Origin of the sequence: uncultured Algibacter sp. (genome assembly GCF_947487605.1) — a bacterium.
In the GTDB taxonomy this organism is placed as follows: Bacteria; Bacteroidota; Bacteroidia; order Flavobacteriales; family Flavobacteriaceae; genus Algibacter_D.
In genome coordinates this window covers 345,125-366,450 of the sequence record NZ_CANKXK010000002.1, presented here as the reverse complement: position 1 = coordinate 366,450, position 21,326 = coordinate 345,125, and the positions used below count along the sequence as shown (strand labels likewise).

Genomic DNA, 21,326 nt, shown 5'->3' with positions numbered 1-21,326 from the left:
TTAGATTTGTTATATCCATAATAAAAAGACATTGCCCTAAACCTTTATGAAAGCAAAACTACATTATGTTTTTTCAATAGCAATATTTTTGATAATATTTTCAGGTAATGCTCAAAATTCTTCTTGGGAAAAATTACAAAAAGCTAAAATTTCTAAAAATATTTCTAAGCTTGAAGTAGATGCTGCTAATGCTCACTTCTTCAAATTGAACAAATTTTTATTTAAAACACGCATTTCTACAGCTACCTTAAGAGCTTCTAAAAACAAAAATGAATCTATCATTGTTTCCATTCCTAGTACTGAAGGAAGTTTAGAACGCTTCAAAATTTACGAAGCTCCTGTTTTTGCACCAGAATTAGCGGCCAAATTTCCTGAAATAAAATCTTATGTTGGTTTTAGTTTAGAGAATCCTGGAGCCAGATTAAGAATGAGTGTGTCTCCTCAAGGCGTTCAAACAATGATAACTTATATAGATAAGCCAACGGTGTTTATGCAACCTCTTGAAAGAGGTTCTGATTCTTACATTTTATATGATAAAAGTTCAAAAAATAGTAGCAGTAAATTACATTGTAAAACTGCTGAAACATTAAGCGAAACTTTAAAAAATAACCATTTAACCTCAAAGGTAGATGAAGGCGGAGCAAATAACCAAACCTTACAAAAATTTAGAATAGCCATTTCTGTAACTGGCGAGTACACTAGTTATCATGGTGGCACTATAGCTAGTGCTTTAGCCGCAATAAACACAACGTTAAGTAGGGTTAATGAAATCTTTGAAACAGATATGGCTGTAACTTTTGAGCTTATTGCTAATAATAACCTAATAATTTATACAGATGCTTCTTCAGACCCTTATTCTGATGCAAATGTAGGTGCTGCTAATGAAAACGTTGGCACTTCAAATGGTTGGGGTACTCAAGTTCAATCTACCCTGACAAGTATCATTGGCGAAAGTAATTATGATATAGGACATCTTTTTGGTGCTACTGGTGGTGGCGGAAATGCGGGTTGTATTGGTTGTGTTTGTACAAATAATTCTAAAGGAAGCGCATTTACGTCTCCTTCAAACGGAGTACCCGAAGGCGATTCTTTCGATATTAATTTTGTGGTTCATGAGATAGGTCATCAAATGGGAGCAAATCACACTTGGGCTTTCGAAAGTGAAGGCACTGGCGTTAACTCTGAACCTGGTAGTGGCACAACAATAATGGCTTATGCAGGATTAGAAGGGCTAAATAATGTTGAATTAAATAGCGATAATTATTTTCATTATCATAGTATAAGACAAATTTTGAATAATTTGACTGGTAAAAGTTGTCAAACAACCGAAGTATTGGCCAATAACCCTCCTAGTGCCAATGCTGGTAATGATTACAATATCCCCAAAGGAACTCCTTATGTTTTAAAAGGATTAGCTACAGATGCGGATGTAAGTGACAACCTAACTTACTGCTGGGAACAAATAGATAGTGGTGTAACAAATTATTTAAATTTTGGGCCTAATTTAATAAATGGGTCAATTAATAGGTCTTTACCTCCTTCTAGCTCTTCAGACAGATACATACCAAGATTTAGTAGTGTTTTAAATAATAATATTGAACAAACCAACCCAACTTTAGGGAGCGATTGGGAAACAGTAGCCTCGGTTTCTAGAGTTTTAAATTGGGCATTAACTGTTAGGGATAGATCTCCTAGCTCCTTAACTGTGGGGCAATCTAGTTATGATACCATGCAAATAACTGTTGAAGATGTAACGCCTTTTACTGTTGAAAACCCTGTGTCATGGGCACAAGGAAGCACACAAACTATTTCGTGGGTGGTAGGAGAAACTACTAATGCTACGATTAATTGCCAAAACGTTAATATCCTTTTATCTACAGATGGAGGTAGCACATTTCCAACAATTATTGCTTCAAATACACCAAATGATGGGGCTTTTGACTATACTGTGCCTGCAATGTCTAATACTGAACAAGCTAGAATATTGATTGAAGCAGCAGATAACATTTTTTATGATGTATCCAATTTCAACTTCTCTATTTCACAAAATCCAGACTTTTTTATAGTTAACGAAAACTTAGCTCCTATAAGTTGTGGACAAACAACAGCTGCTTTCTCGTTTGATTACTATCCAGCCAATGGCTTTAATGATTCAGTAACATTTAGTGCAACAGGTAATCCTGCTGGTTCCACAGTCTCATTTTCTCCATCAAATATAAGCAGTTCAGGAAGTGTTACTATGACTGTTTCAAATTTAAACGGCGTCCCTCAGGGAGATTATAGCATTACGGTTACAGGCACCTCTAATTCTAGTACCAAAAATAAAGTTTTTGAACTGCCATTCTACAATGGTGTTTGCTTATCTGTTGCTAATACAGAATTTAACACCAGTACTACATTGGTTCAGTTTAATACTATTAATCAAGCTTCTGGAAAACCTTCAGGTTATAGTGATTATACTTCAACAATAACTAATCTTGAAAGAAATGTATCTTATAATTTAGTGGTGAATGTAAACACCGATGGCGATTTTACAACCAATACCAAAGTTTGGATAGATTGGAATCAAAACTGTAGTTTCGATGATGCTGGTGAAGAATATAATTTAGGAGACGTTACTAACGTTACTAATGGTGCAACTGCCAATTCACCACTTTCAATTACAGTTCCTGCTTCAGCCCTTTCTGGAAATACAAGAATGAGAGTCTCAACAAAATATAAAGACGATGGCCTTGTCACTTCTTGTGAAAATGGTTTTGATGGTGAAGTAGAAGATTACACCATAAATGTCATATCAAACTCATCATTCAATTCTTCTATAACTTTAGTAGAATTAAATACTATTAATAATGTTACATCTAAAGTTTCTAATTATACAGATTACACAGCTATTTCAACAGATTTAAATAGAGATAGCTCTTACAACTTAACAATTAACGTAAGTACACAAGGAAACTATACAACCGCCACTAAAGTTTGGATAGATTGGAATCAAAATGGTGTTTTTACCGATATTAATGAAGAATATGATTTAGGAATTGCTACTAACGTTTCTAACAGTACTACCAGTCTTTCACCCTTATCAATATCGATTCCAATTAATGCCGCCTTAGGAAATACTACAATGAGGGTGGTTACTGGTTATGATGGTGCACCATTAGCTCCAATTACTAATGGAGGAGATGGTGAGGTTGAAGATTACACCTTAAATATTTTGCCAACTGAAAATATTGAGCAATTTGGCTTCGAAAACATAGTTGTTTATCCCAATCCATCTTTCGGGATATTTTGGTTGAAATTTAATGGTTCTTTAAACCGAAATATTGGAGTAGAGATTTATGATGCTAGAGGCCGATTTATTTTCAATCAAACATATCAAGCAACGGGAGATTTTAATGAAGAAATAAAGCTGAACTTCGTTAAATCTGGCGTATATTTTTTAGAGATTAATGATGGTATTAAAAAAGCACTTAAAAAGATAGTTGTTAAATAAAACTTCTTTGTATTTTAAGATGACCATTTAAAGATATGATTGATTTCGGTTATTATCTGCGGAACCTCATCAACTTTAAAACTCAAATTTAGCAGATAATCAGTATCATTTAATTTCTTTATAGAAAGATTTCCTTGACTAACTTTAAAATTCCCTGCCTGCCCTTTGCAAAAACACCAACGTCCGAAAATAATTTGTTCACTCTTTAAATTACTAGTTTCAATTTCAATGTTATTGGTGTTAAGAACTATAAATACTTCTTCACGGTAATTACTGTCTGCAAGATTAGGCGATGTAGTTTTTTTATATTCAAATTTAAGAATAGTCCTATTTCCGTTATTTATATTTAAGTAAGGCATGCCAAACTCGTCATATTTCAATTCTAAGCGCCTCTCTTTTAGAACTTCAAACGAGCAAACTCCATCTTCGGGACACCAATACTTATCTACTGAGTTAAGTGTTTTCTCAGCCAAATTATTTTTCGCCTTACACCCTAACAAGCAACACAAAACTAGAAATACAGCTAAGCATTTCATTTTTAAACGATTATTATTCCTGAAATTAGAATGCTTTTTCTTGTTATTCATGATTTTTGAGGCTATTTTTAAACTCCCTTAAATTGTTTTAAACCAAAGGAAATGAAACAAACTTACTTTAAATATATTATTTTACACATACTGCTGTTTCTATTTTCTTTAAATTTTTATGCTCAAAACAATTCATCAATTTGGGTAAAAACAAGTCGAGACCACGCATTAAAAGAAGCAATAACTCTTCGAAAACACGAGGTAAAAAAGGCCAACTATTATCAGTTGGATATTAAGCAACTTAAAGCTCAATTACAAAATGCTCCTAATAAAAAAAATAGTAAAGTTTCTGGCATCATAGTACGTTTTCCTAACAAGGAAGGAAAACTACAGGCTTATCATATTAAAGAAGCTCCTCTATTTGAGAGTAGTTTTCAAGAGAAGCACCCAGATATGCGTTGCTATATTGGCAAAAGTGTTAATAACTCTGGAGAATCTATTCGATTTAGTATCACGCCCCAAGGGTTTCATGGAATGACATTATCGTCTAATAAAAGCGCTCAATTTATAGACCCTGTTACTTATGGAAGTAAAAACTACATGATTTATACGAAAAGTGACTTGTCTGAAATGCGAAAAGCTTTTGAATGTAAATACATTGATAACTTAACCAAGGCTAAATCAAATTCTAACGCAAAATTGAATGCTTCTGTTAATGCTAACGATGGTGTATTACGTACCTACCAATTGGCATTGGCTTCTACAGGTGAATATTCTAAATATCACTTTGATGCAGCAGGACAAAGTAGTGGTACAGATACTGAAAAAAAAAATGCTGTAAAAGCAGCAATGGTGGTTACTATGAATCGTGTAAATGGCATATTTGAACGCGATCTATCTCTAACTATGACTATGATTGACAATACAAATATCATATTTTTGGATGGAACAACAGATCCTTACACTAATAATGATGGACTTACAATGTTGAGTGAAAATCAAAGTACTATTGATTCTAATATAGGCACAAATAATTATGATATTGGTCATGTCTTTAGTACAGGAGGTGGTGGTATTGCATCATTAAACTCTCCCTGTGACAATAGCATTAAGGCTCAAGGCGTAACTGGACTTGCTGGTCCAGTAGGCGATATTTTTGATGTGGAATATGTAGCTCACGAAATGGGACATCAATTTGGAGCCAAACATACATGGAGTAGTAATAATGGTTCCTGCATTGTTGCAAGCCCACCAAATCAACAATGGTCTCCCACTAGCTCTTATGAACCAGGAAGTGGTTCTACTATAATGGCTTACGCAGGTATCTGTGCTCCAGATAATGTTCAATCTAACGGTGACGATTATTTTCATCGGGGAAGTATACAAGAGATTTGGGCAAATATTTCTTCAGATAATTGTGATGATGAATCATCAGCAGGAAACTCTGCGCCTACAGCAATCGCAGGTAACGATTATACTATTCCTATTTCAACGCCATATAAACTTACAGGCAATTCAAGTGATCCCGACCCCACAGGCACAACAACTCACACTTATACTTGGGAACAATATGACTTGGCAATTTCTCAAGGAAGTATCTCTGAAAATAATACTACTGGGCCTTTAGTAAGATCTTATGCGCCATCAACAAATCTGGTAAGATATATTCCAACACTTGAAGATTTAAGGATATTCAATGGCTCAACTTCTTGGGAAAAATTAGCGTCGGTACCTAGAAACCTTAATTTTCAATTAACCGTTCGCGATAATGGGTCTGGTGGTTCTTATGGACAAACAAACAGTGACGGAATGTTAATTACTGTAGTAGATACTGATGGTCCATTTAAAGTAACATCGCAAAACACAACAGGAATAAGTTACCCCGTAGGGAGTACTCAAACAATTACTTGGGATGTAGCTGGGACTAATAGTGGTGCTATAAATACATCACTTGTTAATATTCGACTATCTATAGATGGTGGTCTAACCTATCCAACTCTATTGTTAAGCACAGCTAATGATGGTATAGAGAGTGTTACACTACCGGCAGGAATAGCAGCTCCATTTTGTAGAATAATGGTTGAAGCTAATCCTTCTGAAAATATATTTTTTGCCATCAATCAGGTTAATTTTGCCATTGGTTATACTATAACAGAAAACTGTAATCAATACAGCTCCTCTCCTAATCTAAGTATCCCCAACGATTCTCCTGGATCAGGCATGCAAGGTACTTCGGTAGATGACACCATAACTATTCCTGATAATGGGACAATAACTTCACTTAAAGTTAATGTAAATCTTTCTCATAAATCTGTGAGCGATTTAGTTATTCAATTAAGTAATCCTGACAATTCTACATTTAACACTTTGTGGTCTGGTAACTGCTCTGGGAATAGCCAGAGTATGAACGTTCTTTTTGAAGATGGTGCTCCTACAGTCAATTGTAATTTACCTAACATTTCTGGAACCTATAACCCTTCATCTTCACTAAATGTTCATAATAACCTATCAAGTTCTGGTAACTGGAGATTATCAATGGCAGATTTTGAACCCAGTGCTGGACCTAATGGTACTTTGAATAGTTGGTATTTGGATGCATGTATTACTACCATTACTCTAAACAATCCAAAAGACCTAAGTTTCGAAAATCTAAAAATAATCCCCAATCCTAACAAAGGAGAATTCACCATTAAACTTCAAAATATACAATCGGAAAAATTATATCTCGGGATTTTTGATATAAGAGGAAGAAGTCTGTTTAATGAATCCTACGATAATACTAGTGAATTGAATAAAAATATTTATTTGTCTCATCTGCAATCTGGCATGTATATATTACATTTAGATGATGGTATTCGAAAAGCTACTCGAAAAATAATCATCGAATAAAAAGTGAGTATAAAACCTTCTTTTTTTTACTTCCCATTAAATACATTCATGGTGTTGTTTATCCCTGCTAATACAAAATATTTTATGAGTTCGGTTGATTTTTCTAGGCGTTCTTTTAGTTTAGCATTTTCTTCGGTTGTCCATTCCCCTAAAACGTAATCTACCTGCCTGCCTTTACTAAAAGCATCACTAATACCAAATCTAAATCGGTTGTACTTTGTGGTATTTAGTTTGTCTTGAATATCTTTTAATCCGTTATGTCCACCATCGCTTCCTTTAGTTTTTACGCGAATACTCCCAAAGGGCAAGTTTAAATCATCGGTAATAACGAGTATGTTTTCTAATGGAATTTTTTCTTTTGTTAACCAATACTGCACTGCTTTTCCGCTAAGATTCATATAAGTGTTTGGTTTTAATAATATAAAGGTGCGTCCTTTTAATTTGTAGGTGGTAATGTCTCCTAGTTTTTGAGTTTCAAAGCTTAAATCTTCTTGCGTTGCAAAATAGTCTAATACTTTAAAGCCTATATTATGGCGGGTATTCGCATATTTTTCGCCTATATTTCCTAAACCTACTATTAAAAATTTTTTCATAGGGACTTGTTCTTCTATCTTGTTTTTCTTTTTAAATAAGTTTGACAAAAACTGCCACATGTTATTTTTATTTTTTTGCTAAAATACATTAAACATGCCAAAAAATTAGTGCTTACTTTATTTCTGACTACTTTGACCATTAGTGATTGTAGCGGCATCTTTTTTAAAGAGAAGTACTATAAATTTGTTGATGAACTTGAAACAAACAGATTGTTACACTCGTTCCTCGCTCACAATGACACTTTAAAATGACGTAGCCCTTCGACTGTATTCAGAATAAATTGCAAGCCTGCCCACCCCCAAATTTTTATTATAAAAAAAGCATCCTGAAAAAATCAAGATGCTTTGTGTTATTTAATCGAGAATATGTTCTATTCTTGAGCTGCTGCTTCTGCTGTTTCTGCGGCTGGTGCTTCTGCTCCTTCTGCTCCTTCTTCTAATTCATCATCATCTTCATCTACAATGGCTACTCTAGATGTACTTACTCTACAAACTACAGTATTATCGTTGTGTAAAAATGTATAATCTCCGCTTGGTAAATCGCCTACAGCTACTTTATCGCCAATTTTAAGAGGTGTAATATCTATCTCTATAAAATCTGGTAAGTTTGCTGGTAATGCTTTGATACGAAGTTTTCTGTTGTTTCTTTTTAAAACACCACCGTTTTTAACACCTCTAGAATTACCTACTAATTGTACTGGAATGTTTAATGCAATTTCTTTATCCTCGAATAATTGATAGAAATCTACGTGTAAAATTCTGTCTGTTACTGGGTGAAATTGAATGTCTTGTAATACGGCATTTAAAGTTTCGCCGTTGTCTAACTCAATCACAACTGTATGCGCATTTGGCGTGTATACTAGTTTTGAGAAAGCTAATTCTGGTGCTGAGAAATGCACTGGCTTGTCTCCTCCGTATAATACGCAAGGAACCTGACCAGCATTACGTAAGGCTTTTGTTGCTTTTTTGCCCACGCTTTCTCTTTGAGATCCGTTGATTGTAATTGATTTCATTTGTTTATATATAAATTAAAATTAATATTCTTCTTTTCGCTTTATTCATTGATTTAATTTCATGTTATTGAAATTGTAATCTTTGGTTTCGCGGAGTTTTACATTACAAATTTTGAGCTAATAGATTGATTATTGTGTACTTTCTCCATAACCTGAGCAAATAAATCTGCACAGCTTAACACCTTAACTTTATCGCTTAAAGGTTTTACTGGGATAGAATCTGTTACTATTAATTCTTCTAATTTTGAATTGTTTATGTTATCATAAGCTTTTCCAGACAATATTGGGTGTGTACATATTGCTCTTACACTAAGTGCACCACGTTCCATCATTAGGTCTGCTGCTTTTGTTAATGTGCCTGCGGTGTCAACCATATCATCTACCAAAACCACATTTTTACCTTCTACATTACCAATAAGTTCCATATGAGAAATAACATTGGCTTTAGCTCGTTGTTTATAACATATTACTACATCGCTTTGTAAAGCCTTAGAATATGCATAAGCTCTCTTAGAACCTCCCATATCTGGAGAAGCTATAGTTAAGTTATCTAAGTTTAGTCCTCTTAAATAAGGTAAAAAGATTGTTGATGCAAATAAATGATCTACAGGTTTTTCAAAGAAGCCTTGTATTTGATCGGCATGCAAATCCATTGTAATAATACGAGTAGCTCCTGCGGCTTCCAACATTTTAGCTACTAACTTAGCAGCAATTGGTACTCTTGGCTTATCTTTTCTGTCTTGTCTAGCCCAACCAAAATATGGCAATACTGCTGTTATATGTCTTGCTGATGCGCGTTTAGCAGCATCAATCATTAACAACATTTCCATTAAATTTTCTGGTCCTGGATTAGTAGAGCCTATAATAAAAATTCTAGTTCCTCTTATAGATTCTTCATAAGATGGTTGAAACTCCCCATCACTATAAGTAGAAGTAATTACATTGCCTAAATCTGTACCAAAAGCCTTAGCAATTTTTTTACCAAGAACCATACTTTGTGTACATGCAAAAATCTTAGCTTCAGTAATTACAATAGGCATAGTTAACTAGTTGTTTTGCAGTGCTAAACAGCACCTTATTTTAAACGAGGTGCAAATTTATACATTTATTTTAACCTAAAAAGTATATTGAGTGGTATTTTTACGATTAATATTGAAAAAATCTATATTTTTGCTGTCCGATATGCTCAAGTGGCGGAATTGTAGACCTGTCTGCCGACAGGCAGGCGCGCTAAATGTCATTTTTTAATTTGATAATGTATGTTTTTTGTATATGCTATATCAAGTAAAACTAAAAACTACATATATGTAGGGCTTACACAAGACCTTGAAAAGAGATTAGTAAAACATAATTCCAAAAGAGAAAAAACCACCAAAGCTTATGTTCCTTTCGAACTTATTTATTCAGAGCAAGTTGAAACTCGGATAGAAGCTAGAATAAGAGAGAAATATTGGAAATCGGGAATTGGCAAAGAAAAACTTCGCTTAATTCGAGATAAAAACTAAATTTGCACTTCCAAGCTCAAGTGGCGGAATTGGTAGACGCGCTGGATTCAAAATCCAGTTTCTTCGGAAGTGTGGGTTCGATTCCCACCTTGAGTACTAAAAAAACCTCAACTATTTGTTTTTTAATAGATTGAGGTTTTTTTCTAAACCTTAGGTTTTAATTACCTTTGTGCAACTTAATATATGCACATATGATACATTCAATGACAGGTTATGGAAAATCTGTATTGCAATTACCAACCAAAAAATTAACTATAGAGTTAAAATCTCTAAACAGCAAAAATCTTGATATAAATGCTCGAATGCCCTCTATTTATCGAGAAAAGGAGCTTGCTATTCGTAAGCTTCTCGCTAATCGATTAGAACGAGGAAAAGTAGATTTTTCTGTATATGTAGAAACCACTGCAGAAGACACATCTACTCAAATAAACACACCTGTTGTAAAACAATATATCAAGCAATTAAAAGATGTTACTGAAGGGGATGATATTGAATTACTTAAAATGGCTGTTCGTTTCCCTGATGCTTTAAATACAGTGCGCGAAGAAATTGATGAAAACGAATGGAAACTTATTGAAGCTCAAATAGACACAGCTGTATCCGATTTAAATAACCATCGCTTAAATGAAGGTAAAGTTTTAGAATTAGACTTTAAAACCCGTCTTAAAACCATAGACTCCATATTAAATGCAATTATAGCAATGGATCCTGAACGTATTGAAGGGGTTAGAGAACGTCTGCTTAAAGGCGTTGAAGAATTAAGAGAGAAATACGACGAAAACCGTTTTGAACAAGAATTGGTTTACTACATTGAAAAATTTGACATTACAGAAGAAAAAGTACGTTTAAAGAATCACTTAAACTATTTTGAAGAGTGTTTAAATTCAAATGACTCTAATGGAAAGAAACTTGGATTTATAAGTCAAGAAATGGGAAGAGAAATTAACACCATTGGGTCAAAAAGTAATTATGCCCCTATGCAACAATTGGTAGTTGAGATGAAGGACGAGCTCGAAAAAATTAAGGAACAATTATTGAATGTACTTTAATTAGTTTAAAGTCTCAATAATCAGTAAAAATAAGTTAGTGGCAAAACAGCATAAAAAACAAGGTAAGCTTATAGTCTTTTCAGCACCTTCTGGATCTGGGAAAACAACTATTGTAAAGCATTTATTGGGAATTAAAGATTTAAATTTAGAATTTTCAATCTCGGCTACTTCAAGAGAAAAGCGTGGTGAAGAAATTAATGCTAAAGATTATTATTTTTTATCGGCAAAAGAGTTTAAGAACAAAATTAAAAACGATGAGTTCTTAGAATGGGAAGAAGTATATCGCGATAATTTCTATGGCACATTAAAAACCGAAGTAGAACGCATTTGGGCAAAAGGCAAAAACGTTATTTTTGATATTGATGTTTCTGGCGGACTGCGCATAAAACGAAAGTTCCCTGAAGAAACATTGTCCGTATTTGTTAAACCACCAAGTATTGACGAATTAAAAATTCGCTTGAAAAAGCGTAAAACTGAAAGTGAAGACAAAATAAACATGCGCGTAGCAAAAGCTTCTGCAGAATTAGCTACAGCACCACTTTTTGATATTATTGTTGTAAATGATAATTTAGAAAGCGCTCTTGAAGAAGCATATAATCATGTAAATACTTTTATATCCCGATAGCTATCGGGGCTTAAACATCTATAAATGAAGATCGGATTGTATTTTGGCTCCTTTAATCCAATTCATATTGGGCATCTAGTTATTGCCAATCATATTGCAGAATATAGCGATTTAAACCAAGTTTGGTTTGTTGTAACCCCTCATAATCCTTTTAAACAGAAAAGTAGTTTACTCGATAATTACCAGCGTTTAGAAATGGTTTATCGCGCTACAAAAGACTACATAAAACTAAAACCAAGCGATATAGAATTTGGTCTACCTCAACCTAATTATACAATAAACACGCTCACTTATTTACAAGAAAAGTACCCAGACAATGAGTTCGCTTTAATTATGGGAGAAGACAATTTGAAAAGCTTCCACAAATGGAAAAATTACGAGCTAATTCTTGAAAATCATCATTTATACGTGTATCCTAGAATCTCTAAAGGAACCGTTGAAACACAATTTCATAACCATAATAAAGTACACTTTATAGATGCTCCTAATATGGAATTATCTTCTACATTCATCCGAAAGTCTATAAAAGCTGGTAAAAACGTAAGACCTATGTTGCCAGAATTTGTTTGGGAGTATTTAGATGAAATGAATTTCTACAAATAGTAAAAGATTTATTTTGTTTTAAAAATAGGCGTCTTCATTTAACAATGGATTTTAGATATATAGTTTCATATTGAAATATCCAAGAGCTTCAAAATACAGATCTGAAGAACCAAATAAAAATTAAGAAGTGCTTTTATTAATGATTTAACTAAATATCTAGATTAGAGAAATAAAAAAACCGCTCAAAAAATTACTTCTTTAAACGGTTTCTAACTAAATAACCAACCAAAATTTTAGTGAAACTTTAATTTGATTTGTTTGAAAAACAAAACACAAATTAATTAGTTGAACTAATCCCGCTTCAAAGAGGGTTTCACTTTATGCTTTATTCTTACCCACGTGTGTTTTCTCTTGGGTTATCAACTCTATCTTTTTTAAACTTACGTTTCTTCTCTACTTTAACACTTGAGGTTTTCCCTTTTGTGTTAGCAGTTTTTAAGTACTCTATGTATCCGCGTCCTTCAAACTCATATACTGTTTCAGATGTTGGGTGAAACAACTCAATCTTTCCATCATTTATAACGCTCAATTCAAAAAATTCATTGTCAAAAGAATCATAATCTAATGTTAAAGTTTTTAAGTACATATCGCCACTCACATCGCCAACGCCATAAAGGCCTGTGTAATCCCAAATTAAGCTACCTACATTAGTGCCAAATTCATCTTGCGAACTTCTAAACTCAGAATCGTTTCCGCCTGCTAAAAATTGCAAATAATTCTCATTATCAAATTCATTTAAAACGCCCATTTCACTTGTATAAGTCTTTTCCCAAGCTTCATACTCTTGTAAGAAGTAATGAATATTATCATAGAACACAAAGTCGTAATCGAAATTACTACGCTGATACCCTTCTAAAAAATAAGATGTGTCGTTGTTTGGATTGTATAATTCTATTGTGTTATTATCTATTCGAAATACATCAAAAGTCTCAAATCCATCAATATCGTGTTGTACATCTAAAATCATGTCGTACGCATCGTACTCGCCAACATCAATTCCAAATCCATTACCGTTATCGCCTAAACCAACAATATTGTTATTAGCATAAACAACGCCGTTTCTAAACGATATTGTAAACGCTTTTTGTAAAAATGGGGTTTCTCCAAAACCTTGTGTAGCATTAATATCTACATACCAAAGCTCATGCGAACCTAATAACTGATTAATTGAAATTCCTGGTTCATCTATAATATATTCATCAACTACTACTTCTGTGTAGCATGAAGTAAAAAGTGTTGCTGTTAAGACGAAGCTTAAAAGTAATTTTATCGTTTTCATATCGTCATCATTTTAGGGTTTATACAAACAGGGTTTCAAAACGCGTGCCAAAAAACAGATAAGCAATTATTAGCAGTAATTACTGTGACTTAATTTTTATGTATTTTTGAAATTATAACGATTCAATATTTATGGACGAACCTTTGAAATATGCAGTTTTTGGAGCAGGTAGTTGGGCAACAGCTATTGTGAAAATGCTTTGTGAAAATTTAGATGAAGTGGGCTGGTATATGCGCAGCGTTTATACCAAAGAGCACCTAATTCGAGAACAGCATAACCCAAATTATTTAAGCTCGGTAGAGTTTCATGTAGAACAATTAAAATTAAGTAACAATATAAATGAAACAGCAAATTATGCCGATGTTCTCATATTTGTTATTCCATCGGCTTTTATTTTCAGTGAATTAGAAAAATTAAATATTGATATCACTAATAAAACCATTGTTTCTGCTGTAAAAGGCATTGTTCCTGAAACAGGTTTGTTAGTAGGTGAACACTTTAATCAAAACTATAAAGTCCCCTTTGAAAGTATTGCGGTTATAGCAGGCCCTTGCCATGCAGAAGAAGTTGCTCTAGAACGACTATCTTATTTAACTATTTCTTGTTGGGATTCTAAAAAAGCACAACATATTGCAGATAGTCTATCGAGCAATTATATTAATACAAAGATAAGCGACGATGTAATAGGAGTAGAATACGGAGTTATGCTTAAAAATATTTATGCTATTGCAGCTGGTATTGCTCACGGATTGGGCTATGGCGATAATTTTCAAAGTGTTTTAATGAGTAATGCCATTCGTGAAATGAAGCGTTTTATTAAAAAGGTACATAAAATGAAACGTAACATTAATAATTCGGCATATTTAGGTGATTTATTGGTAACAGGTTATTCTACATTTTCTAGAAACCGCATGTTTGGTAACATGATTGGGAAAGGCTATACCGTAAAATCGGCTCAAATGGAAATGAGCATGGTTGCAGAAGGGTATTATGCCACAAAAAGTGCTTTTTTAATCAATAAAAACAACAAAAAGAAAGCTCATATCCCTATAATTAATGCAGTTTACCAAGTACTTTATGAAAATAAAAATCCTAAAAAAATCTTTAAACAATTGACAGATAGACTTGATTAATCATTTAAATTACTTTACCAAAACACCTTTTACATCCATTAAAGGAATAGGCTGTAAAGCTTTTAAATTAATCGTGTTTTTTCTAAACAAATACGTTTTATCAAACATAGCATTTCCTTCAAAAAAAGTAACTTTAAAAGAGTTATTCAATGCAAATAAATCTTCCTGTATAAGTTCTATTTTAGCATAGCTTTTCTTAGGCAGCACATCAATTTTTTTTCTGAAAATCGATGTTGCTTTATCTTCAGAATAGCCGCTGGTAACTATTAATACCATCTCTAAATCGACTTCTTTAGTATTTATAATATATGCATTCCAATCTTGAGTTTTATAGATTGTATTATACTCATTTACAACTGCAATATAAACACCATCAACTTTTGGAATAAGGATATCTTTCTTCATCTAACAAAGCATTTTAAAAGTCTTCAAAAATACTAGTTTTTAATTGTTTGTGTTTCATTATTTCTATATTTGATAACATGGATAGCATCTTAACTTTAAAAGATATCATCAAGGCTAAAGAGCGTATAAAAAAACACATCAATGATACGCCAATATTTACATCTTCTAAATTGAACAACTGGCTAGGGCACGACATTTACTTTAAAGCCGAAAACCTTCAAAAAATTGGCGCTTTTAAAGCAAGAGGTGCTTGTAATACCATTTCATGGTTAATTGAAAACAATAAAAAACCAAAACATATAGTAGCTAACAGCTCTGGAAATCATGCTCAGGCCGTCGCATGGGCTTCAAAAATTTTTGATATTCCTGCTACTATTTATATGCCCGATTATTCATCTAAAGTAAAAATACAAGCAACTATGGCTTATGGAGCCAAAATTGTGCTTTGTAAAACCCGTCAAGAAGCAGACGAACAGGTTAAATTAGCCTCTCAAGAAAATGGAACTTATTGGATTCCTCCTTTCAATCATGAACAAGTAATTTCTGGTCAAGGAACTGCGGCTTATGATGCTATTAATAAAATTGGCAATATAGATGCCGTTTTTGCTCCTTGTGGTGGTGGTGGACTCCTATCTGGATCCTTAATCGCGTCGAAAGGTTTATTACCAAATGTTGTTGTGGCAGGAGCAGAACCATTAATGGGAAATGATGCTGCGGAATCTTTAAGAAAAAACACCATTCAACGTTTAGATACTGCTCCAAATACACTTGCAGATGGCGCCATGACATTGGCTGTAGGTGATATTACTTTTGAATACTTGAAAAAGTTGGATGCCTTTTACGAAATTACTGAAGAAGCCATGCTATATTGGACGCAATGGTTAACACATTTATTAAAATTTCGAATCGAACCAACAAGTGCCTTATCTATGGAAGCAGCTTACCAATGGTTAAAAGTTCAATCACAAAAGAAAAGGATACTAATTATTTTATCTGGAGGAAATATTGACCAACAAACAACACTTAAAATCTGGAAAAAAGATTATTTAGTAATTGAACCTAACATAAAAGATTCCTTATAAAGCACTTTTAAATTGCTCTAAAAACCTAACATCATTTTCACTTAACAAGCGAATGTCACTAATTTGGTGGAGTAATAAGGCGATACGATCGATACCCATTCCAAATGCAAAGCCAGAATATTCATTTGAGTCTATCCCACAATTATCTAATACATTAGGATCTACCATACCACAGCCCATAATTTCTAACCACCCAGTACCTTTGGTCATTTTATAATCTGTTTCTGTTTCAAGTCCCCAATACACATCAACCTCAGCACTAGGTTCTGTAAACGGAAAATAGGAAGGTCGCAAACGAATTTTACTCTTTCCAAACATTTCGGTTGTAAAGTGTTGTAAGGTTTGTTTTAAATCAGCAAAGCTTACATCTTTATCAATGTACAATCCTTCTACTTGATGAAAGAAACAATGCGAACGTGCAGATATAGCTTCATTACGATATACACGTCCAGGTGAAATGGTACGAATTGGTGGTTTGTTGTTTTCCATATAACGAACCTGTACAGAACTCGTATGTGTGCGCAAAAGTATATCTGGATTTGTTTGAATGAAAAATGTGTCCTGCATATCGCGAGCAGGGTGATATTCAGGAAGATTTAAAGCTGTAAAGTTATGCCAATCGTCTTCAATTTCTGGGCCTTCACTAACATTAAAACCAATCCTTGAAAAAATATCGATAATTTGATTTTTAACTATAGAAATAGGATGACGAGCACCAATTTGAATAGGTTCTCCTGGTCTTGATAAATCTCCATAAACGCCTTTAACTTCTTCTTTGCTCTCTAACTCCTCCTTTAAAGCATTTACTCTATCCTCAGCTGTTTTTTTAAGTTTATTAATAGTTTGGCCAAATTCTTTTTTCTGGTCGTTTGCTACATTTTTAAACTCAGCAAAAAAATCATTTAGTAATCCTTTTTTACCTAAATACTTTATACGAAATGCCTCAACCTCTTCTTTAGATTGTGCTTTAAAAGCTTCAGCTTCTATAATGAGTTCTTTTAACTTATCTATCATGATATCATTTCAAAAATGAATGCAAATTTAGTGATTTTTATGTATAAAAAACGCCTTCATGTAGTAGGCGTTTTTCTTATCTATAAATTAACAACATTAATTTTTAATATAAACCTCCTTATAAACATCGGTTCCACTAGTTTCTTCATAATAGAACGTATTATTTTCAAAAGTAAGTGTTTCGGAAGATGACTCCCCAGCAAAAGTTAATGTATAAACATTATTCCCTTCATTAATCCATGAACCAGAAATTGATTCTTCTAATAAGCAATTACCTAATCCATCTTCTTCGTAGTAGGTATAATCAATTACACCATTGGAACTAAAAACAAATGTTTCTTGTTTTTCACAATCACTTAAAACTTCTTCTATCCCATTTGTAAATGCCTTATAATAAGTCCAAGTACCAACTATCAGGTCTTGAGATGATGAAGAATCATCACTACTACATGAAGTTAATACCAAAGTAAGTATACTAAAAAGCAAAATTAATTTTCTCATAATCTATTCATTTAAATTTAAGAAGTGAAAATAAAGAATTGTTAACTATAAATCACAGCATATTCCTACTTTTTAGTAAAATTATCTATGCATTTTTTTAACTCTCTGAAAACAAGTTCAGCATGACGAGCAATATTAGTCTATAAACTCCGTTTCAAGAAAATAGTTAACTATAGCCTCTTTCATTAAAACACTTTGCTCACCTGCTTTTAAATGTGGAAGCGTCTCTAATGCTTTGTAATGTGGCCAACCCTCATCATCTACAAAATCGAGCTCATAATACCCATAAGGCGTCAATACCTTGCAAATAGCTATGTGCATGAGGTCTAATTTTTGGTCTTTTTTGAAACTTCTACCTAATTGACCTAGTTCTTGAACTCCAATTAAATAGATAATAGCATCGAGATCTAAAATATCACCATCTGCAAATTGATTGGATAGTTTTTCAACTATCAACTCCCAGCGTTCTTTTAATTGTTGATCTCTAGACATAATATTTTTAAAGATGCAAAGTTAATAAACCAAACTGGTAGTATTATTTTATATTTGTTTAAATTCATTATTTATGAGTGTATTAGATATTATTTTAGGAGCGCTTATCTTATTTGGATTAGTACGTGGATTTATGAAAGGTCTTTTTGTTGAAATAGCTTCAATAGTTGCTTTAATTGCTGGTGTTTATGGAGCGATTCATTTTAGCAATTTTGCAGCCGACTTTTTAGAAAGTAAAGTCGATTGGAACGAGAAAACCATGAATATAGTTGCCTTTGCCATTACGTTTGTTATCATTGTTTTAGCCATTGCTCTAGCAGGAAAGGCTTTAACTAAACTTGCCGATTTTGCTGCTTTAGGAATTATAAACAAACTAGCTGGGGGTGTTTTTGGAGCCTTAAAGATTGGTCTTATACTAAGTGTGGTACTTATTATTTTTGATAGAATGAATAGTACTATTCCTTTTGCCGATGAAGAAGATTTGGAAGCGTCTATACTTTACAAACCTATAAAGTCTCTAGTGCCTTCAATATTTCCCTATATTCTGGAACCTAAAAAGGAAGACAATGAAAATGCTATGGATAAAGAAGTATAATAAATTAAAGTTCTTTAATATCCTCATTTATTACCCAACCCGTTTTACCATCAGCTAATTTAATTTTTTTCCAATTTTTTACAGTATCTAAAACCTGAACCTTAGTTCCTTCATGAAGTCTAAAAGATTCTTCGCTCCTTGTATTTGGTTCACTTTTAACTTTAGTTTCTGCAGCAAATACAATAGCTGGTTTATCTATTTGATCTAAATTAAACTTGTGAAAAGCAAAAGCCAAAGTAATACATACTAAAACTAAGGAAACAATACTCCCAATAAAAGCTAAGCGTTTTTTAAGTGTGGAGTAAGCAAAATAATAAATTAAAAACAATACGACGAAACAAAAAACGAGACCAACTGCTGTTTTAGCCCAACCATCAAAAGTCATAAAGTTTGCAATGTTTCGAAGTAATTTAGAAAATCCCGCTTCAGGAATAATATCTATAGCATCTATGGTCATGTTTTTGGCAAATGCCATGTTGTTTTTTATATCGGCGTCATTAGGTGCTAATTGTTTCGCTTTTTCATAATAATATATACTAGGAGCAATATTATTCAATTTATAATGTGCATTGGCTAAGTTATAATATAACTCTGGCGAGTGTTTACCACTATCTATAATACTTTGGTAAGCATCTATAGACTCAGCATACTTGCCTTGATTATACAAGATGTTTGCTTTTTCAAATACGGTTGTGTTTTGAGCCGAAAAACTTATACTTAACAAAAACGTAAATATGTATAGAATCATCTTCATTTTACCGTGCTTGTTTATCGATTAATGAAATTGTTTTTGCTGCTTTATCATAATCATCTTGCATTGTAACAATATCTATTGGTGTGTACCGCGCTAGTTCACAACTTTCCATAATAGCATTAAAGCTTGAAATAGTATCAGCATCAACGCCTTTCTCTCCCAAGAATGATTGAATCTTATCTTTGCTTAAATCGTTTGTTTCTATGTGAAGTTTTGCTTTTAAATAATTATGCAAAGCCTTTTCTAAAGCTATGTAAAATGCTTCCTTTTTACCAAGTGCTTTTTTAGCAGATTTCAAATATCTTTTAGCTAATTTGTCTGCTCTTCTTATTCTATTTCCATAAACATCGGCATCTCTATCGGCTTTTTTCCTTCTAATAAAAATGGCTAATGGAATTGCTAAGAATGGACTTAATAACAAGAACCAAAACATGTTAGTTTTGAAAAAATGTATTGTCTCAATAGGTGAAAAATTAGTCTTTGTTTTAATAAAAGCAAATTGATCATTATTTAAAACAACACGTTGTTTTATATTACTTGATGCTGCGTTGTTTACATCGGAACTATTAAGAGGACCATCAAGTACATCAATAATAAGCTCATCTGACGATAATCGTTTATAGCTTTCTGTTTTTAAGTCGAAATATGAAAATGAAATACTTGGTATTGGGTATTTACCTTTGTACTGTGGCACTACCGTATAAGTATCTAATATGCTGCCTTGCATACCATCTAAATTTGTTCTTACACTTTCGGTATGCTCGGGTTCGTAAACTTCTAAAGAACTTGGTAATGATATTTTAGGAAGCTTAAACAACTTTAAATTACCCTTACCTCTTACCTCAACTTTTGCCTGTAAAGATTCTGTGGCATCCAGTTCTGTTTTAGAGGTTGAAACCTTAAAATTAAAATCCCCAACTGCACCATTAAAATCTATAGGCTTACCAGCTTCTGGAAGTGCTTTTACATTAATATTTACATTTCCTGCTGAAACTGTTTTATGAACACGAGACATAAGTCGACTGCCAAAAATATCCCGTCGATTTGTAGGAACTTGAACAGAAATATCAAGTGTTAACGGTTCAATATTTAATTTACCTGTTTTTTGAGGGTATAACACCGTTCTTCGTAAAATTAAATACCGATAATCTTCCCCTTTATAAGTACCGTTTTGCACTTTCTGCCCCTTCATGTCTATATTCTGACTCCAAAAATCGTTGTACCGCGGTGTGTCTATTTCGCGCCAATTATCGACACCAGTATTTGGAGAAACATACAATTTATAAACAACGGTAATCGCTTCATTTAAATACGGTGTTCTATTAGAAACCTCTGCTACTAAATGAATATTCTCTGATGCTATATAATTGGGATCATTAGGGTCTTTAGGTTTATCTACAGCAGCTGTAACCACAATTTTTATAGGTAATGTTTTATAGGTTTCTCCTTTAATTGAAATACTTGCTTGACTAATAGTGAAATTACCTCGCTTTTTAGGAGCTAAGAAATAAGTATATGTTTTATTATATGTCCTAACACCGTTTATCCATGAGTTTTTTACAGATTGACTAGGGCCACCAACAACTGTAAAACCATTAAAACTTGGTGGATTAAAATTATCGCCATCCTGATTCATTTCAAAATCAACACGCAAGCGTTCATTAACCCCCAATTGTTTCTTACTAACTTTGGCTTCAAACTTTACTTGTGCTGAAGCAAAGCTTGTAGTAAGTATGAATAGAATGAAATATATGTTTTTTATTAGATGCATAAA

Annotated in this window: 20 protein-coding genes and 1 tRNA gene; 10 read left to right on the top strand and 11 right to left on the bottom strand. The window is 33.1% G+C overall.

Annotated features, from left to right (window positions below; translation table 11 throughout):
• The first annotated feature begins 46 nt into the window (after positions 1-46).
• A complete protein-coding gene (locus Q0739_RS03905; RefSeq protein ID WP_298237384.1) occupies positions 47-3,493 on the top strand; it encodes a reprolysin-like metallopeptidase in 3,447 nt (1,148 codons plus the stop codon).
• Between the two features lie 14 nt (positions 3,494-3,507).
• Here the strand turns inward: Q0739_RS03905 and Q0739_RS03900 are convergent, their stop codons facing one another.
• Positions 3,508-4,080, bottom strand: coding sequence for a hypothetical protein (locus Q0739_RS03900; RefSeq protein WP_298237383.1), 573 nt, complete (start codon positions 4,078-4,080; stop codon positions 3,508-3,510).
• A gap of 51 nt (positions 4,081-4,131) precedes the next feature.
• Here Q0739_RS03900 and Q0739_RS03895 point away from each other — a divergent pair, with 51 nt between their 5' ends.
• On the top strand, positions 4,132-6,909 hold the full coding sequence (locus Q0739_RS03895; protein WP_298237382.1) for a reprolysin-like metallopeptidase: 2,778 nt from the start codon (positions 4,132-4,134) through the stop codon (positions 6,907-6,909).
• 26 nt (positions 6,910-6,935) lie between these two features.
• Here the strand turns inward: Q0739_RS03895 and pth are convergent, their stop codons facing one another.
• From pth to Q0739_RS03880, 3 genes are all read right to left on the bottom strand, one after another.
• Positions 6,936-7,562 carry an aminoacyl-tRNA hydrolase gene (gene pth, locus Q0739_RS03890; protein ID WP_298237381.1) on the bottom strand — a complete coding sequence of 209 codons (627 nt, stop codon included), beginning with the start codon at positions 7,560-7,562 and terminating at the stop codon, positions 6,936-6,938.
• Positions 7,563-7,873: 311 nt separating this feature from the next.
• Positions 7,874-8,515 (bottom strand): 50S ribosomal protein L25/general stress protein Ctc, encoded by a 642-nt coding sequence (locus Q0739_RS03885; protein ID WP_298237380.1) that lies wholly within the window; start codon positions 8,513-8,515, stop codon positions 7,874-7,876.
• Between the two features lie 98 nt (positions 8,516-8,613).
• The gene (locus tag Q0739_RS03880; protein ID WP_298237379.1) at positions 8,614-9,555 is read right to left on the bottom strand and encodes a ribose-phosphate pyrophosphokinase; all 942 of its coding nucleotides are present in this window, start codon (positions 9,553-9,555) and stop codon (positions 8,614-8,616) included.
• A gap of 219 nt (positions 9,556-9,774) precedes the next feature.
• Here Q0739_RS03880 and Q0739_RS03875 point away from each other — a divergent pair, with 219 nt between their 5' ends.
• The 5 genes from Q0739_RS03875 to nadD all read left to right on the top strand — a co-directional run bounded on the left by Q0739_RS03875 (position 9,775) and on the right by nadD (position 12,297).
• A complete protein-coding gene (locus tag Q0739_RS03875; protein WP_298237378.1) occupies positions 9,775-10,020 on the top strand; it encodes a GIY-YIG nuclease family protein in 246 nt (81 codons plus the stop codon).
• Positions 10,021-10,034: 14 nt separating this feature from the next.
• Positions 10,035-10,116, top strand: a tRNA-Leu gene (locus Q0739_RS03870).
• A gap of 95 nt (positions 10,117-10,211) precedes the next feature.
• Positions 10,212-11,069 (top strand): YicC/YloC family endoribonuclease, encoded by an 858-nt coding sequence (locus tag Q0739_RS03865; RefSeq protein ID WP_298237377.1) that lies wholly within the window; start codon positions 10,212-10,214, stop codon positions 11,067-11,069.
• 37 nt (positions 11,070-11,106) lie between these two features.
• Positions 11,107-11,694 (top strand): guanylate kinase, encoded by a 588-nt coding sequence (gmk, locus tag Q0739_RS03860; RefSeq protein ID WP_298237376.1) that lies wholly within the window; start codon positions 11,107-11,109, stop codon positions 11,692-11,694.
• 24 nt (positions 11,695-11,718) lie between these two features.
• Positions 11,719-12,297, top strand: coding sequence for a nicotinate (nicotinamide) nucleotide adenylyltransferase (nadD, locus tag Q0739_RS03855; protein ID WP_298237375.1), 579 nt, complete (start codon positions 11,719-11,721; stop codon positions 12,295-12,297).
• A 331-nt stretch (positions 12,298-12,628) separates the two neighbouring features.
• On the opposite strand, the gene Q0739_RS03850 is transcribed toward nadD, so the two are convergent.
• Entirely contained in the window at positions 12,629-13,576 is a 948-nt protein-coding gene (locus Q0739_RS03850) for a nicotinic acid mononucleotide adenyltransferase (RefSeq protein ID WP_298237374.1), read from the bottom strand.
• A gap of 131 nt (positions 13,577-13,707) precedes the next feature.
• Between Q0739_RS03850 and Q0739_RS03845 the strand changes: the two genes are divergently transcribed.
• Positions 13,708-14,709 carry an NAD(P)H-dependent glycerol-3-phosphate dehydrogenase gene (locus Q0739_RS03845; protein WP_298237373.1) on the top strand — a complete coding sequence of 334 codons (1,002 nt, stop codon included), beginning with the start codon at positions 13,708-13,710 and terminating at the stop codon, positions 14,707-14,709.
• Positions 14,710-14,718: 9 nt separating this feature from the next.
• On the opposite strand, the gene Q0739_RS03840 is transcribed toward Q0739_RS03845, so the two are convergent.
• On the bottom strand, positions 14,719-15,114 hold the full coding sequence (locus Q0739_RS03840) for a hypothetical protein (RefSeq protein WP_298237372.1): 396 nt from the start codon (positions 15,112-15,114) through the stop codon (positions 14,719-14,721).
• A 77-nt stretch (positions 15,115-15,191) separates the two neighbouring features.
• On the opposite strand from Q0739_RS03840, the gene Q0739_RS03835 reads away from it, so the two are divergent.
• Positions 15,192-16,196, top strand: a complete 1,005-nt coding sequence (locus Q0739_RS03835) for a serine/threonine dehydratase (RefSeq protein WP_298237371.1) — start codon at positions 15,192-15,194, stop codon at positions 16,194-16,196.
• Here the strand turns inward: Q0739_RS03835 and pheS are convergent.
• From pheS to Q0739_RS03820, 3 genes are all read right to left on the bottom strand, one after another.
• Positions 16,191-17,210 carry a phenylalanine--tRNA ligase subunit alpha gene (gene pheS / locus Q0739_RS03830; RefSeq protein WP_298237370.1) on the bottom strand — a complete coding sequence of 340 codons (1,020 nt, stop codon included), beginning with the start codon at positions 17,208-17,210 and terminating at the stop codon, positions 16,191-16,193. The two genes, Q0739_RS03835 and pheS, sit on opposite strands and share 6 nt — an antisense overlap.
• Positions 17,211-17,306: 96 nt before the next feature.
• A complete protein-coding gene (locus Q0739_RS03825; protein WP_298237369.1) occupies positions 17,307-17,711 on the bottom strand; it encodes a lipocalin family protein in 405 nt (134 codons plus the stop codon).
• A gap of 135 nt (positions 17,712-17,846) precedes the next feature.
• The gene (locus Q0739_RS03820) at positions 17,847-18,203 is read right to left on the bottom strand and encodes a hypothetical protein (protein ID WP_298237368.1); all 357 of its coding nucleotides are present in this window, start codon (positions 18,201-18,203) and stop codon (positions 17,847-17,849) included.
• A 73-nt stretch (positions 18,204-18,276) separates the two neighbouring features.
• Between Q0739_RS03820 and Q0739_RS03815 the strand changes: the two genes are divergently transcribed.
• Positions 18,277-18,798 carry a CvpA family protein gene (locus tag Q0739_RS03815; RefSeq protein WP_298237367.1) on the top strand — a complete coding sequence of 174 codons (522 nt, stop codon included), beginning with the start codon at positions 18,277-18,279 and terminating at the stop codon, positions 18,796-18,798.
• Between the two features lie 4 nt (positions 18,799-18,802).
• On the opposite strand, the gene Q0739_RS03810 is transcribed toward Q0739_RS03815, so the two are convergent.
• Together Q0739_RS03810 and Q0739_RS03805 are read right to left on the bottom strand one after the other, a co-directional pair.
• Positions 18,803-19,552, bottom strand: coding sequence for a tetratricopeptide repeat protein (locus tag Q0739_RS03810; RefSeq protein WP_298237366.1), 750 nt, complete (start codon positions 19,550-19,552; stop codon positions 18,803-18,805).
• A gap of 1 nt (position 19,553) precedes the next feature.
• Positions 19,554-21,323 (bottom strand): BatD family protein, encoded by a 1,770-nt coding sequence (locus Q0739_RS03805; RefSeq protein WP_298237365.1) that lies wholly within the window; start codon positions 21,321-21,323, stop codon positions 19,554-19,556.
• Positions 21,324-21,326: the final 3 nt, after the last annotated feature.

Excerpts from the sequence above, each read along its gene's own strand:
- Q0739_RS03865 (WP_298237377.1), top strand. The coding sequence starts at position 10,212 with ATGATACATTCAATGACAGGTTATGGAAAATCTGTATTGCAATTACCA.
- Q0739_RS03875 (WP_298237378.1), top strand. The coding sequence starts at position 9,775 with ATGTTTTTTGTATATGCTATATCAAGTAAAACTAAAAACTACATATAT.
- Q0739_RS03850 (WP_298237374.1), bottom strand. The coding sequence starts at position 13,576 with ATGAAAACGATAAAATTACTTTTAAGCTTCGTCTTAACAGCAACACTT.
- pth (WP_298237381.1), bottom strand. The coding sequence starts at position 7,562 with ATGTGGCAGTTTTTGTCAAACTTATTTAAAAAGAAAAACAAGATAGAA.
- Q0739_RS03900 (WP_298237383.1), bottom strand. The coding sequence starts at position 4,080 with ATGAATAACAAGAAAAAGCATTCTAATTTCAGGAATAATAATCGTTTA.
- Q0739_RS03905 (WP_298237384.1), top strand. The coding sequence starts at position 47 with ATGAAAGCAAAACTACATTATGTTTTTTCAATAGCAATATTTTTGATA.
- Q0739_RS03880 (WP_298237379.1), bottom strand. The coding sequence starts at position 9,555 with ATGCCTATTGTAATTACTGAAGCTAAGATTTTTGCATGTACACAAAGT.
- pheS (WP_298237370.1), bottom strand. The coding sequence starts at position 17,210 with ATGATAGATAAGTTAAAAGAACTCATTATAGAAGCTGAAGCTTTTAAA.
- Q0739_RS03845 (WP_298237373.1), top strand. The coding sequence starts at position 13,708 with ATGGACGAACCTTTGAAATATGCAGTTTTTGGAGCAGGTAGTTGGGCA.
- Q0739_RS03835 (WP_298237371.1), top strand. The coding sequence starts at position 15,192 with ATGGATAGCATCTTAACTTTAAAAGATATCATCAAGGCTAAAGAGCGT.
- Q0739_RS03885 (WP_298237380.1), bottom strand. The coding sequence starts at position 8,515 with ATGAAATCAATTACAATCAACGGATCTCAAAGAGAAAGCGTGGGCAAA.
- Q0739_RS03840 (WP_298237372.1), bottom strand. The coding sequence starts at position 15,114 with ATGAAGAAAGATATCCTTATTCCAAAAGTTGATGGTGTTTATATTGCA.
- Q0739_RS03810 (WP_298237366.1), bottom strand. The coding sequence starts at position 19,552 with ATGAAGATGATTCTATACATATTTACGTTTTTGTTAAGTATAAGTTTT.
- Q0739_RS03825 (WP_298237369.1), bottom strand. The coding sequence starts at position 17,711 with ATGAGAAAATTAATTTTGCTTTTTAGTATACTTACTTTGGTATTAACT.
- Q0739_RS03815 (WP_298237367.1), top strand. The coding sequence starts at position 18,277 with ATGAGTGTATTAGATATTATTTTAGGAGCGCTTATCTTATTTGGATTA.
- Q0739_RS03805 (WP_298237365.1), bottom strand. The coding sequence starts at position 21,323 with ATGCATCTAATAAAAAACATATATTTCATTCTATTCATACTTACTACA.
- Q0739_RS03895 (WP_298237382.1), top strand. The coding sequence starts at position 4,132 with ATGAAACAAACTTACTTTAAATATATTATTTTACACATACTGCTGTTT.
- Q0739_RS03820 (WP_298237368.1), bottom strand. The coding sequence starts at position 18,203 with ATGTCTAGAGATCAACAATTAAAAGAACGCTGGGAGTTGATAGTTGAA.
- nadD (WP_298237375.1), top strand. The coding sequence starts at position 11,719 with ATGAAGATCGGATTGTATTTTGGCTCCTTTAATCCAATTCATATTGGG.